At 61.7% G+C, this 14,106-nt stretch carries 12 protein-coding genes; 1 reads left to right on the top strand and 11 read right to left on the bottom strand.

The genetic code is table 11. From position 1 onward, the window contains the following. The 5 genes from E0L37_RS19595 to E0L37_RS19575 all read right to left on the bottom strand — a co-directional run. Window positions 1-688: IS4 family transposase (locus tag E0L37_RS19595; RefSeq protein ID WP_133491545.1), on the bottom strand; the 688-nt coding region annotated here is incomplete at its 3' end. Window positions 689-797: 109 nt separating this feature from the next. Then, window positions 798-1,802, bottom strand: a complete 1,005-nt coding sequence (locus E0L37_RS19590; RefSeq protein ID WP_240687513.1) for an ABC transporter transmembrane domain-containing protein — start codon at window positions 1,800-1,802, stop codon at window positions 798-800. Beyond that, a complete protein-coding gene (locus E0L37_RS19585; RefSeq protein ID WP_133493336.1) occupies window positions 1,799-3,736 on the bottom strand; it encodes a choice-of-anchor tandem repeat GloVer-containing protein in 1,938 nt (645 codons plus the stop codon). The genes E0L37_RS19590 and E0L37_RS19585 overlap by 4 nt, the downstream gene beginning before the upstream one ends. A gap of 76 nt (window positions 3,737-3,812) precedes the next feature. Next, on the bottom strand, window positions 3,813-4,526 hold the full coding sequence (locus E0L37_RS19580; protein ID WP_133493335.1) for a heme acquisition protein HasA: 714 nt from the start codon (window positions 4,524-4,526) through the stop codon (window positions 3,813-3,815). A gap of 142 nt (window positions 4,527-4,668) precedes the next feature. Beyond that, window positions 4,669-6,006 (bottom strand): hypothetical protein, encoded by a 1,338-nt coding sequence (locus tag E0L37_RS19575; RefSeq protein ID WP_133493334.1) that lies wholly within the window; start codon window positions 6,004-6,006, stop codon window positions 4,669-4,671. A 292-nt stretch (window positions 6,007-6,298) separates the two neighbouring features. Between E0L37_RS19575 and E0L37_RS21590 the strand changes: the two genes are divergently transcribed. Continuing rightward, the gene (locus tag E0L37_RS21590) at window positions 6,299-6,463 is read left to right on the top strand and encodes a hypothetical protein (RefSeq protein WP_159660248.1); all 165 of its coding nucleotides are present in this window, start codon (window positions 6,299-6,301) and stop codon (window positions 6,461-6,463) included. On the opposite strand, the gene E0L37_RS19570 is transcribed toward E0L37_RS21590, so the two are convergent. The 6 genes from E0L37_RS19570 to E0L37_RS19545 form a co-directional block, all read right to left on the bottom strand. After that, the gene (locus E0L37_RS19570) at window positions 6,449-8,944 is read right to left on the bottom strand and encodes a TonB-dependent receptor (RefSeq protein ID WP_133493333.1); all 2,496 of its coding nucleotides are present in this window, start codon (window positions 8,942-8,944) and stop codon (window positions 6,449-6,451) included. The genes E0L37_RS21590 and E0L37_RS19570 overlap by 15 nt on opposite strands. 187 nt (window positions 8,945-9,131) lie before the next feature. Continuing rightward, a complete protein-coding gene (locus E0L37_RS19565) occupies window positions 9,132-10,103 on the bottom strand; it encodes a FecR family protein (protein WP_133493332.1) in 972 nt (323 codons plus the stop codon). A 3-nt stretch (window positions 10,104-10,106) separates the two neighbouring features. Continuing rightward, window positions 10,107-10,628, bottom strand: coding sequence for a sigma-70 family RNA polymerase sigma factor (locus tag E0L37_RS19560; protein ID WP_022994563.1), 522 nt, complete (start codon window positions 10,626-10,628; stop codon window positions 10,107-10,109). A gap of 354 nt (window positions 10,629-10,982) precedes the next feature. Further along, on the bottom strand, window positions 10,983-11,765 hold the full coding sequence (locus tag E0L37_RS19555) for an enoyl-CoA hydratase/isomerase family protein (RefSeq protein ID WP_133493331.1): 783 nt from the start codon (window positions 11,763-11,765) through the stop codon (window positions 10,983-10,985). Window positions 11,766-11,769: 4 nt separating this feature from the next. Continuing rightward, on the bottom strand, window positions 11,770-12,879 hold the full coding sequence (locus E0L37_RS19550) for an acyl-CoA dehydrogenase family protein (RefSeq protein WP_133493330.1): 1,110 nt from the start codon (window positions 12,877-12,879) through the stop codon (window positions 11,770-11,772). A gap of 8 nt (window positions 12,880-12,887) precedes the next feature. Beyond that, window positions 12,888-14,081, bottom strand: a complete 1,194-nt coding sequence (locus E0L37_RS19545) for an acyl-CoA dehydrogenase family protein (protein ID WP_133493329.1) — start codon at window positions 14,079-14,081, stop codon at window positions 12,888-12,890. Window positions 14,082-14,106 lie beyond the last annotated feature (25 nt).

The following is a 14,106-nucleotide window of genomic DNA, read 5'->3' as shown; positions in this document are numbered from 1 at the left end:
GACAGTCCGCCAGAATCACATAACTACCATACAGACCGTCCCCCAGGAGGATATCGCCGGCATTGAAGCCAGGCAGCAACGAACGGAACAGGGTGTGTTCGCTGGCGCCTTTACCCGCGTAAGGCCCCATTGCCGCATTCAGTACGGCACCACTGGCCAGACAGGTGACGGCGACAATACGACACAGTGGGAAGCCCAGACCAGGCTTCTGCGAGCGCTGCTGGGGGTAAACCTCTTGATTGGCGGGCGTGTCCGGCAGGGTCACTGTGGTGCCGTCAACGATGCGAACAGGCCGCCCCTGCCAGAGCCAGTCATCAGGTACTTTCTCGTTGATCAACGCGCCTGTGGCACGTGCCAGAGATGAGACCAATTCCAGTGGTAAACGCTGCCGAGCTTTGCAATAGCCGCCCGTGGAAGTACTGCACGCCTTGCGCCCTCCCAGCCAGCGTGCCACCGCAGCTTCGTTGACCACTCGCTGACAGGAGCGATCCGCTTGCATCACCTGGCTCAGAAACATCGCCAAGGTTTCCGTTGGCGGGAAGAGGCGCTCGCGGTGCTCGGGCAATAAGGATTCCAGTACATCAAAGAGTTCTGCCGAGGTGAGTAGATTGAAAAAACGGATGGCATCTTGGCGGGACAACTGCTGTTTGATTGCTTGCTGCTGAAATCGATTCTGTTTAGCATCCATGGGAGCTGATCCTTGGCGGGGTGTGGATTCTTTGGCGAGATAAACACGCTGCCATTGGATCAGCTTTTTTGTTTCTGGATCAAGGTCTTATCGACTAAGTAAGTGCCATTCACGTCAGACCTTCCACCCTCAACGCGCCTTGCGGGCGTGGCAGACTCAGCCCCCGAGGCGGCTCCGGGTGCGTCTGTAACAACGCCTGCAAGCGATTCACCGCGATGCGTGTACCGCTCCACTGACGCCAGGCGCCCACCACCTGCTCCACCGGCGCCAGCATGCGGCCCACCAGAATCGAACCGGCCACCATCATGCCGGCGCTGATCTGACCGTGGATCGCCAGCCAGGCGCCGGCGCCGAGCATCAGCGATTGCAGCGCCAGTCGCAGCGCCCGCGTCACCGCGCCGATCAACACACTGCGTTCGCTGGCCAGGTGTTGATGGTCCACGTAACCGTCCTGCAATTCTCGCCAGCGGCGGCGCAAACGGCCGCCCATACCGAGAGCCTTGATGGTGGCGGCGCCGCGCCAATGTTCCTGAGCCAGACGGCCGGCGTTGATGGACAAGGCGCTGGCTTCGTTCAACGGTGCCCGGGACCAGCGTTCGTTGACGAACGCCAGCGCCAGCAATACCAGAGCGCCCAGCAACGCCAAGGCCCCCAATAACGGATGAAACAGAAACAGCACGATCAAGTAGAGCGGTGCCCAGGGGGCGTCGAAGAAAGCGAACAACGCACTGCCGGCGAAGAACTGGCGCAGTTGATTGAGATCCGACAAGGCCTGGGCCGAGGACACATTTCCGCCTTGCAAACCATGCTGTCCGGCGGCGTCATAAACACGCTCGCCCAGTTGCTGGTCCAGGGCTTCACCGACACGAATCACCAGTAAGCCGCGCAGCCAGTCCAGCGCGGCCATCAGCGCGTACAGCCCCAGGGCGATCACCGTCAGCATCAGCAACGTCACGCCATTACCGGACGCCAACACCCGGTCGTAGACCTGCAACATATACAGCGCTGGCACCAGCATCAGCAAATTGATCACCGCGCTGAACACGCCCACGGAAACGAAAGTGCCGCGCTGCGGCATCAACGCCGCGCGCAGATCGTCCCTGGTCTTTTTCATCGCCGGCCGCTCCGCTTGGAACGGGCCGCCAACAACACCCCCAGGCCCGCGAGTAACCACCAGGACGGGCTGCCGCCGCTGCCATTGCCGTACTCGAGAACCTGCTCGTCGGTTTCCCGATCCGGCGCGCCGACGCCGAGGGACGCCACGTCGCCTACCTGGCCGCCGGTCAGCGTGCTTTCACACGTCAGGGTGTAGTAATGGGTGCCCGGTTCCGGGCTGACCCGGAGGAAACCGCTGTCGTCCTTGGCCCCGGCCCAGCCGTCGCCATCATTGCCGCCGCTGGCGGTGCAGTTGGAGGCATCCACCGTGCTCCATTCCAGCAGGGCGGTGCCGCCTTCCTCGATCTCGCCGGGAGTGATGGTGACGGTGACTCGGGATTGCTCATCGTCCGGATTGAGGCTGAGCCGGTAAAGGGTACCTGTACGCGACAGCACCTTGCTGCCGGAAGTACTGAAATAGCCTCCCCCACTTAGGTTGCCTCCGTACATACGTCCGTCCAATCCCAGCGACAGACCCACCGGTCCCCGGCCGTCGTAACGCACATTACCTTGCTTATCCACGCCGTCTACAAAGCCATACACCAGTTCGAATCCATCGTCTTCCACCTGCCCGGACTCATTGATGCGGATCTGGTCCGGATTAATGCGATAAATCGCACCGCCGTAGCCCCATTCGTCATCGGCCGGCGGCTCCACCGGCTCGCCCGGTAGTGCCCTGCCGCCACTGAGACGGCCACCAGCATAGGTGGTGCCGTAGATATTGCCGTCTCCGGCCAGCACCATCGGCCCCCGTGGCTGGCTGCCGCCGTCACCACCGCTGAAACGATGCACAATGGCGAAGTCATCGCCGCTCATGGCCACGCGGTAGACCGATCCGTGGAGATTCGGGCCATCGTAATGGGGCGGATCGGACGCGTACCACTTCAGTTGGTCGTCCGCCGCGGCTTCCTGCCCATGGCACAACGGCAGGGCCTCTAGAAAATGGCTCCAACCCTCTTCCTGGGTACCCGGCGTGGTGCAGATACCCAGGGAGAGATTGCCGTACACATAGCCGTCCGGCCCTTCCACCAAACCACTGAGGGTGTAACCAATAGAGTTGGCACCGTCCACGGCATTACGATGGTAGGTTTCCCCGTAGCGGGTCTGCCAGGGGATTTCTCCATCATCAAGAACAAAGGTATGCAACACCTCGAACGAGGCCGTGCCTTGCCGTGGATCGATTCGATACACCGTGCCGGTGGGTGTGGCGGGCAAAGACGGCGTTCCCGGAGCGTAGGGCACGCCCCGCACATAGGCGCTCACTCCGTAGAGCCAGCCATCGGAGCCCAGAATCATGCCGTTGGGATACTGGCGTTGCCCCTGAGGACCCGCGGAAAAGGTGTGCACGGTCTCCAGCGCCGGCTGCGCCGCGTCCAGGTTGACAGTGAACAAGCGCCCATTGCCTTCCGGCCCTTTATCCAACCCGTAGAGATGATCGTCATCGATCACCAGAATGCCATTGGGTTCCAGCAATTCCACCAGTGCGCGCGGGTGGCTGCCATCAAAGTCCAGACGCAGCAGTCGACCAGTGTCGAGTTCATCAAAAGGGCCGGCCACGCGGAAGCCCGCCACATACATTTCTCCCTTCCCGTCCCGATGGTCTTGCACCAGACCACCGCTGAACGCCTCCAGCCCAAACTCGGTCAGCTGTACGACTTGCCGGGAATGGTTAACGTAATTTTCCAGTGAAAAGATATTGTCGTAAGCGTCAATGCCATAAAGGCGGCCGTTCCTTGCCAACAGTGGCGGGACACGGGGGGCGCCCACCCCTTCATAACCGTCCGGTTTGGGGCCCCCATTGGCGGCCAGGATGGTGGGTTCCAGCGCACTGGCCGGCGGGCCCGCCAGAGCGAAGGCGCAAAATGAGAGCAAACAGAGTCCAAACCGTCGCATGTCTTGCTTCCTTCTTTTTAAAAAAAGCGGTGTCCGCCCATCAGAGAGCGAACACCGGTCAATCAGGCGGTTATGCTCAGGCCGCCAGTTCCAGTTCGGTTTCGGTGGTTTCTGGAACACCCAGCACTTCGGCAAAAGCGGAATTGAAAACCTCGGAACCAATATTGCCGTCAATGGCCGCCCACAATGCCGAGGCATCACCATCCTTCAGCCCATTCACGATCGCGTGGGTATCGTTGGTCAGATTGGGGTCATTGCGATCAATGACATCACCATTCGCGTCCAGGCCGCCATTGAGGCCGATGGTGTCCAAGCCGTCGATGGTCACCAGTTCCTCATCGAAGTAGTACAGACCATTGCTGTCCTGCTCCAGGCCAAGACCGAAGGTGATCGAACCGATTTCCCCATAGAGGGTATGAGTGGGGCTGGCGAAGAAGGTGTAGTTGAGATAAGAGCCGTCCGCCGCTTCGACGATAAAGCCCAGATCCAAACCCGCGTATTCGCCGGAGGAGGCGTACTGGGTACCAGAGAAGGTACCCAGCAGGTCCCAAAGGCCCAGGTCCACGACCGGATCAGGGTCTTCATCACCGGCAAAAGCCCCCGGGTTTTCGCTATGGTCGGCGATCTCGAAAAGGCGGTTGAAGGCGGGCAGGAAGCCATCCTGATTTTCAAAACTGCCTGTCGTTCCACTGTGCAGCCCGTCTGAACCATCCCAACCTTGGACAGCATCAGGTCCATAGGTCCCGTCATAATTACCGAACGTTGCTGAGTAAGTTACGGTTACGCTCATTACAGGTACTCCTTTAGCTCTGTTTACTGTGCCCCGTTACGGGGTAGTGACCCGCCGCTTTCCGCGACGGGGCGTCCGAGGCTGGCGGCGCGGCTGGCGCTCGGCTGCTCCTTGGCCGACGGGGCCTGCCCGCCAGCAAAAATCAGAGAGAGAAGCGGCGACGGTGGCGTACCGTCAGTAACCCCAGAGCGGACAGCCATAACAGGGACAAAGCGCCGCCTCCACCGCCGCCGGAAGAGCCACCGCCGCTGTCACCGCCGTTATCACCATCGCCATCTCCGCCATCTTCCGCCGGTTCCACGGTCACGGTGACACTCGCTTCCACCCGATCGTCATTGGCATCCACGCAGGCCAGGGTGAGAACGTATTCGCCATCCACGGAGGGGGTATAGATTTCGCTGCCTTCAGTGGCTTTCACTCCCGCCCAGTCGTCTTCCCCCGAGCAGTTATTGGCGTTGCTCACCGACCAGGTCAGGGTGGTGCTTTCGCCCAGGGTGAGGGTTTGCGGATCGGCGCTGATTTCGATCTCCGCGAGCACGGGCAGATCGATATCAACGGCGAACAAAGTGCCGAAGCCATCGGCGTCATTGACGGAAACGGTATTACCAACCCGTCCCCCCCGAGAGGTAGCGCCGTACAAGGTCTGCACCGTTCCATCGACGGCACCGGCGCTGAGTCCCGCCGGCAAGGCGCCATCAGCTTCCACGTCAAAGACATGCAGTACTTCATACTCGTCGTCGGAACGATCATTGGCTTGTCCGATGCGTACACGGAACAGAACCCCAGCCCCATCCACGGCGCCCTCCTCGGCCACCGTACGGCGAGTGGTGCCGTAAAGATTGCCGTCCGCCGCCAGAACCAATGGCCCCCAGGGCACACGGCCGTCGCCAACCTCTTCCCCGAAAGCATGCACAACGGCAAAGCTGTCACTGTCATCAGGCTGGAAACGCCATATCGTGTTGAAGGACGTGCCGTACAACCACGCCCCGACCTGAAGCAAAGCGTGCTGCGCGGTATGGCTGCCGTGGAAGCAGCTGTCGACACCGTTTGCTGAACACCCATCGGCCTCCTTGGCGAAGGTGCGCAGCAGTGTCACCGTGGTGGAACCGTCGGTCTCGACATTGGCAAGATCAATGGAGAACAACGTCCCCATACTTTCGTCGTCCGCGGGAATCGCCTCGGAATCACCAACGCCGTCGGACTGGTCTCGTCCCGCCAAGCCGTAAAGAACGTTCTCTTCCTGATCGATAAGCAAGGCGATTGGGCGCTGCCCAAGCGGGTAATAGCGACCTTCCGCATGGTTATCAAAGTCCACCAGCTCAACCAGTTGACCCTCCGGAGAAAGCCGGAACAGGCCGTTACCGGAGCTCCCCCCGCCACCGCCGAAATAGAGATTGCCTTGCGCATCCAGCGCGGGCACACCACGAGGCCTAAGATCCGATCCGTACTCTTCCGCCGGATTTTCCGGTGACGTGATCAAGGATGCTGGCTCCTCCCCCGAGCGCCACGCATACACGTCCGGGTCGCCGAAACACGTTTCCCCCATGCATGTTGGGTTGATGAGAAAAAGCGCTCTTTCACCATCCGTCACCAGCGGCGAAGGTTGGGATCCCGTCCCGGCCTGAGGCAGGTCGGCGGCCGCGAAGTCATCTTCCACTCCGCTTAGTGGATACGTGTAATAACTCACTAAAACGCTCGATACAGGCGGGGAGACACCGAACAACCAGGCTCTATCCTCGGATTCCACTCTGACCGGCGGCGACGCCGGCTTCATGCCGGAAGAATTGGAAAACCGATACAGCACTTCCGGCGTCACTGCCGCCAGCAGCGAAGACGACATCAATAAAAGCGTGGCGCCGACGCCGGCCACAACCGGCCGGAATTTTCGTGATGAATGCGGTGTCATCGAAACACTCCTTCTTTCAGAATTTCAGTGAAACCGTGCCGGTGACGGTGCGGCCCGGCGCGATCCAGTAAGAGAGGCCGTTGAGTTCGGCGTAGTTGCGGTCGCGCAGGTTGTCCACCGCGAGCCGCAGGGTAAGGCGATCATTGGGTTCATAACTGGCCCAGGCGTCGTACACGGTCCAGTCCACCACGTCTTCGTAGGCGCTGCCGCCGCGGCCATCGTTGTCTTCGTAGCGGGCCCGGGCGCCGAGCGTGAGTTTGCGATCGAGCAGCCGCAGGCCGGCGCTCAAGGTGCTTTTCTTCACCGGCGGCAACAGATAGAACATGCCGCCGCCGTTGGCGTCGCCATGGCCAGTCGGCGGACAACCGGTGAAGCAGCCAAGCGGGTAAGGGTCGTAACCGCCTCGCCCCAGATCGTGCAGGGTCCGCGTCCAGCTGGCTTCGAGGAAATAACCGCCGGCGTCATACTCGGCCTGCCATTCCAAACCGTAGAAACGCACTTCATCTTGCAGATTGACGAAGGCCAGGGATTGGGATTCCCCGTTTTCGGAGGCGGGCCCGACCACCAAGCCCTGGGTGATGTAATTCTTGACGCGGGTATCGAACCAGGCGGTTTTCATACGCAGGCGATCACCGTTCTGGAACAAGGATTGCCAGTTGAGGTTGGCGCCCACTTCCCAGGTGCGGGAGCGTTCCGGTTCCAGACCGGGGTTGGGAAAGAACGGAAAGGTGTTGCCGACGTGGGCGCCCCACATGATTGACTCGGTAATGGCCGGCGGCCGCACGCCCTGGCCGTAGCTGGCGAACAGTTGCAACGGATTGGCCACCTGCCAGGCGGCTTTCAAGGTCGGTGAGACAAAGCCATCGTGGCGGCCCACATCGAATTTGCTGTAAAGGAGGGTGTAAGGGGGACGGACTCCGGGTTCGTTCTCTTGCCGGCCGACGAACATTTCGCCATCGCCTTCGAGCCGGAACCAGTCGTAACGCAGACCGCCGGTCAGTTCCCAACCGTCGTCATGAGTCAGACGCGCGCTGGTGAAGGCGCTGATCACGGAACGTTCCCCTTCCGGCGTCGGTCCGGAGAACCAGTCGCTGCCGCGCTCGTCACCGCTGTTATCCGGCTGGGTCCAGTCGTGATAGAACTCACCGCCGTAGGTCACGTCCAGTGAGCCACGCCAGTCACCAACGGGAACCTCCATGCGATTCACCAGAGTCCCGCCGACGGTGTTGGTCTCATAACGCAGATCGAATTCGCCGTAGCCATTGGCGGGGTCCGCGGGCCGGTACTCATCGTTTCTGGTACGGGTGTAGTAAAGGCTGGTATCCAGGTCCCACCAGCGGCTGCCGGGATAGAAGGCGTAGTTGATCAGGAAGGTGTCGGAGTGGATCTGGTTTTCATCGGTGGCGTCACTGCCAGACGCAGTATTGCTGCCTTCATCGAAATCCGCTCGCAGGCCGATATAACTGAGTTTCAGGGAGTGGTTGTCGGCGAAGCGCCAGGTACTTTTCAGCAGCGCGGACCACTGTTCCTGGCCGGTGAACTGGCTGGTGCCGTGCCAATAGCCGCCGCTGTTGCCACCCCGTTCGCCTTTTTTGAACGCGCCTACGTTCTTGCGGCTCACCGCCGCCATCAGATCCACATCGTCACTGGCGCGCACCGCGCTGGCGATGCTGCCGGAAAAGTAATAGGCGTTGTCACCGGTGGTGGCATTGACGCGGCCGCCGGTCTTTTGCTCCGGTTTGAGCAGATCGTCCACATCCAGAGTGCGGAAGTTGACCATGCCGCCGATCACCGCCGCGCCGCCGGCGCCGGAGCTGGGTCCTTTACTGATATCCACGCCGGCCAGCAGTTCCGGATCCACGTAGACCTGCCCATTACTGCCGTGGCCGCTTTGCTGATAGTTCTGGCGGGTACCGTCAATCATCACATTGACGCGGCCGAAGTCCTGCAGGCCGCGAATATTCACCGATACCCCCGGATCCTGACGGCTTTGCGAGGTATGCACGCCGGGCACCGCCGCCAGCACGTCGGAAGTATTGCGCGGCGGCATCCGGTCGATCTGGTCCCGGGAGATGATGGTCATGGACCCCGGCGTGCGGTAAGCCCTCCCGCGCGGATCCAGTTCACCGGTGACGGTGACCCGAGGCAAAGGGTTGGCATGGTCGCCGCCCTCGCCGCCTTCCTGGCGCAATACATATTGACCCCGCGCTTCCGGCTCGGCGCTGAGACCGGTCCCGATCAGTAGCGCGGCGAACCCATCCGGCACTGAATATTGCCCCCGCAGTCCGCGAGTGTGCTTGCCCTCGGTGAGACCGGGATCGAAGTACATCACCACTCCGGCTTCCAGCGCGAAGCGATTCAACGCCGGTGCCAGGGCGCCGGCGGGTATCTGGTAGTGCCTTTGCGTCACGGATGACGCCTCGGCTTGCGCCCGGGTCTGGCCGGGGCCGCCAAGCAGAAAGGCCGCCGCCAGGATGCCCATGGCGAAGCGGGGTCGGAGACAGTGCTGCATTAATATCAATTCCCATTCTCATCCTTGTTCATCTGTGATGACGGGCGAGATCGGGAAAGGGACAGTGATTAGGGAAAATAAGACGATATGGATTCACGTTGTATTCGCGAGCAAGCCCGGCTCCCACAAAGTGGGCTGCGAAACTGCCGTGGGAGCCGAGCTTGCTCGCGAATCGGCGTGCTGTGTATCAGCGACGGCCGATCACGGTCAGCCAGCGGGTGTAATTGGTCACTTGAATCGGCAGGTAGTCGGCCAGCAGCGCCAAGGCCTGGTCGGTATCGTCGAGCGGGAAGACACCGGACACACGCAACCCCGCCAGTTCCAGATCGTCGAATCGCAACAGCCCGGATCGATAACGCGCCAATTCCTCCAACACCGTCGTCAAAGGCTGGTCGTCGGCCACCAGACGCCGGTCCAGCCAGGCGGTGGCCAGGCGTACATCGACGCCGCGCGGTGATTTGATGCTCTTTCCGTCGGTGGCGGTGCGCTGCCCCGCATGAGCATCGACGCAGGCGTGGCGGGCCGGCGGTGGCGGCGCGGCGGCGCACAGTTGCACGCTGGATTCGGTCACCACCACCGCCATGTTCCGGTCACGCAAACTGACGGTGTAACGGGTGCCCAGGGCACGAGCCGACCCCAGGCCGGTGGCCACCACGAAGGGTCTGTCGGGGTCTGGCGCCACCGTGGCGTGGACGTCGCCATCGCGCAGAATCACTCGACGCTCGTCACCATCGTAATCCACATCAACGGCGGCGCCGCTGTTCAGTATCAGTGAACTGCCGTCCGGCAAGGTCACCTGACGCTGTTCCCCAACGGCAGCGCGGTAATCGGAAGTCAGATTCAAGGACCATAGCGGCCACCAGGCCAGGCCCAGCCCAAGCAGCCCGGCCAGCGCCAGCAAACTGGCGCGGCGGTTGCGACGCACCGGCCCCAGCACTTTACCCAGCACCGGGCCGGCTTCCGGGCGATGCCGCCCGGACACCGGTTCGAGACGATGCCACAGGGATTCGGCGCGCACATAGGCACGCTCATGACGGACGTCGGCCCGGCGCCAGCGGCGGCAGGCTTCCCGTTCTTCCTCGGTGACGGCCCCGGAGTGCAAAGTGGCGATCCATTCCGCCGCCTCACGCAAAAAAGGCCCTTCGTCTTCCACGGTCACGCTTCAATCGGTCTCGTTCAGAGCCAGGCAGTGCAATAACGCCTGCGCCACGTATTTCTTCACCATGCTTACCGAGACGCCGAGCCGTTCGGCGATCTCCGCATGGGACAGCCCGTCCAGCCGGCTCATTATAAAGGCCTGACGGGGCTTCTCCGGCAAGCTCTCCAACCAGCCCGCCACTTCCGTGAGCAGCTCCACCACCGTCGCCAGTTCCTCGGACGACGGTGCCGCGGCGCAATCCCCATACAGCGCCATCCAGGTTTCCAGGTACGCCTGCTCCACCTTTTTGCGCCGGGCATCGTCGATGATCAGACGGCCGGCGATGGTGGTAAGAAAGGCCCGAGGCTCACGCACCCCCTGCAGATCCGAGGAGGAGGTCAGCACTCTTACGAAGGTGTCATGGGCCATGTCCGCCGCGCGCTGTGAACAGCCCAGCTTCTTTCTCAACCAACCCAGCAGCCAGCCGTGGTGATCGCTGTACAGCACCGCCACCAGATCGCGTTTCAGGTAGCTCGTCGCCCCCATCCGTTCGCCCCTCCCCTGCGGGATTCCGTCGTTGGTACGCTATAGCCAATTTAGAATATGAGAATAATTCTCAATTGCTATAAAGGTCAAGTCGAAGGTCCTTGGTTGTTTGGCGAACGTCTGGGTCAAAGACGGGACACTGCCCCAAAGCAAGGTAACGGCCACGCCCCGGCTGGAGGCCTGGTTTTTCTTTTCAGGGCAGCGCAGCAAGCCGCTTGCTCGCCGATTCGCCGCCAAGCCAGCTTGCCACAACGGGAGCTACGGAGCTGCCGTGGGAAGCTGGCTTGCCAGCGAATGCAGCGCGCAAACACCGAAGCCCCCCATTAGGGTCGTGATGCTTTCACTTCCGGTTGCTCAGCATCCTTTAAAGTGGGCGCGGCGTTTTTCCAGAAAGGCGCTGGCGCCTTCGACGAAGTCCTCGGAGGCGAACGTCTCCGCGGCGGTTTCCCGCTCCACCCGCAAACGCTCCACCAGATCCGCCGGCAACGCGGTGAACAGCCTCTTGATCGTGGCCTGAGCCAACGGCGGTCCGGCGGCGAGACGGCGGGCGTGTTTCAGCGCGGTTTCCAGAGCCCCACCCTGCTCCGTGCGCACGTCAGCAAGACCGATATGAAGGGCCTCTTCCAGTGACACTTCCTCACCGGTGAGCAGAATCCTCCGCGCCCGACCAGCGCCAACGCGAAAAGGCAGTGCCCACCAAAGGGCGCCATCCGGCGCCGCGCCGACACGGATTTGCGCGGCACAAAAGCGGGCCCCCTCCGCGGCCACCATCAAATCACAACAGGCGGCCAGCCCCAGACCGGCACCGAAAGCGGGACCTTCCACCGCTGCTATGTACAGCTTTTCCGACGTCAAGATGCGTTGCAGCAAAGGGCCGCCCGCTTCCAGACGCTGGCGGATTTTTTCCACGTCACGAATACGGCGCAACGCATCCAGATTGCCGCCAGCGGAGAACACACCGCCCGCTCCGGTCAATACCATGACACGCAGGTCATCATCATTTTCAAAGTGCTCCAAGGCCTCCAGCAGCCCTTCACGCACCCCGGGCGCGCCCATGGAGTTTCGCATGGCGTAGGCGTTGATAGTGACCACCGCTACCGCCTCCTGGATTTCCATCAATACCGCTTGTTCCGTCATTGTCTCAGGCCTCCATACGTTCGAGATAAAGCTGCCCGTTATGCGTGGCGTCACCGAGCAGCCGGCTCAATGCGTTCACGCGCAACAGATAACGTCCGATCCCCAACTCCAGGGTCATGCCGATGCCACCGTGCATCTGAATCGCCTCCCTGCATACACGGTCACCCACCGGTACCGCCAGCGCCATTGCCGCGAAGGCGTCGGCATGGGCCGGTTCGTGGAGCAGGCTTTGTGCCGCACCGGACACCAGCGAGCGCAGCATTTCCAGATCCGCATGCAGATCGCTGGCACGATGTTGCAAAGCCTGAAAGCGGGCTAGTTTGGTTCCGAACTGTTCGCGTAATCGCAGATAGTCCAGAGTACGTTCCAGGGCGCCTTCGCACGCGCCCAGAGTTTCCGCCGCCGCGGCCAGGGCACCCTGCGCCAGCGCCGCTTCCAGCGCCGCCCGCGCCTCCGCCCCGCGGGCCAACACCACTTCTTCCGGTAACAAAGCGTCATTAAAGGTGAGCGTCGCCAGGCTGCTGCCGTCAAAGGCCGCGTAAGACGCCACCGCCATTCCCTCCGTCTCCGGCGCCAGCAGCACCAGCGCGAGCTCACCATCCAACCGGCAGGAGACGATGAACGCGTCGGCACCAGCGGCATCCATCACCGCTCTTTTTCGGCCATTCAACATATAGCCCGACTGGTATCGCTGCCCCTCTATTGCCGTGTGATGGTGGTCATACCCGGCCCGATCCTCCAATGTGGCCAGTGTCAGAGTTGCCTCGCCGGCGGCCAACTGTCGCAGCCATTGATCCCGCAAGGCTCCCCGCGGCGAGAACGTCAACGCGGTGCCGGCCAGAATCAACGACGAGAGAAAAGGCGAGCGCAGTTGGTCCCGGCCAAAGCGACGGCACAACACCGTCAGCTCCACCGGACCCATGCCGCCACCGCCGTGCTCCTCGGGCAACGCGATCCCCAACAGACCCAACTCGGCCAGCTCACGCCACAAGGGCATACGGGCCACGTCGGCGGACAACAGCGCCTGGTCCCGGCGCGGGTCCCATTGTTTGTCCAGCAACCGGGCCACCGTGTCTTCGATGAGTTGCTGCTCTTCGGTCAACATAAACTCCATGGGATACCTCACAGATCAAGCACGTGCTTGGCGATGATATTGCGCTGCACTTCATTGGAGCCGGCGGCGATGGCCGGCCCTCGCAGGTAGTAGCGGGACTCCGCCACATAGCGGGCATCACCGCCATCATTCAACAGGTCCCCGGGCAAGCCGTCATAGGCGGCATCGGCGGCAAGCGCATCGACGCCGGCGATGTCCATGATCGCCTCATCCACTGCCTGATTGATGGCCACGCCCTTGAGATTGAGCGATGAGGCGAAGACCCCGATGCGGCCATCGCGAATCAGCATCTCCAACCCGCGGCGGGTGGCGAATTCCAGAGCCTTCACCTGTACCGCCACCTCGGCGATGCGCGCTTTGAGATCAGCCCTTTGATAAAGCGCTCCCGACGCGTCCCTGTTGGTTTTCGCCAGCACCAGAAGACGGCCCAGTTTGCGCCGTGCCTCGGCGTGGCGGGAGGTGGCCAGCCGCTCGTGTTCCAGCAGCGCTTTCGCCGTGGTCCACCCGGTGTTCTCCTCGCCGATACGTTGCTCCACTGGCACTTTTACATCTTCGAGCAACACCTGATTGAGCAAGTGCGCGCCATAGAAATGATGAATCGGCTCGACACTGACCCCTTCGCTGCGCATATCCAGCAGCAGGAAGGAAATACCTTTCTGCTTCTTGGCTTCGGGATCGGTGCGAACCAGGCAGAACATCCAGTCGGCGTAGTGGGCATAGCTGGTCCAGATCTTGCCGCCGTTGACGTGGTAGTAATCCCCTTCACGAACCGCCCGGGTCCGCAGTGCCGCCAGATCCGACCCGGCGGAAGGTTCCGAATAGCCCTGACACCACCATTGATCCATGTTCAGAGCACCGGGCAGAAAACGCGCCTTCTGCTCCTCGGTACCGTATTCCAACAGGATCGGCCCCAGCATGCGGGTATTGAAAGGCGGTATGGATGGCGCGCCAGCCAGTGCCATTTCCTCCTCAAAGACAAATCGCTTTTGCAGACTCCAGTCGGTACCACCCCATCGCTTCGGCCAATGCACCGCCCCCCAGCCCCGGGCAACCAGCTTGCGTTGCCAGGCAATCGTCTCGTCACGGCTGACGTCCCTGCCCTGCGCCACTTTCAGGCGAATGGACTCCGGCACTTCACTGACCACGAACTCGCGAATCTCCTGTCGGAACCGGATTTCCTCCGATCGGCTCAGATCCGTCATCTTCAAACACTCCTGTTGATGGTTT

The organism is Alcanivorax sp. 24, assembly GCF_004360225.1.
In the GTDB taxonomy this organism is placed as follows: Bacteria; Pseudomonadota; Gammaproteobacteria; order Pseudomonadales; family Alcanivoracaceae; genus Alloalcanivorax; species Alloalcanivorax xiamenensis.
Note: the sequence above shows the minus strand (reverse complement) of the source record. Positions and strands in the feature narration are given on the sequence as shown.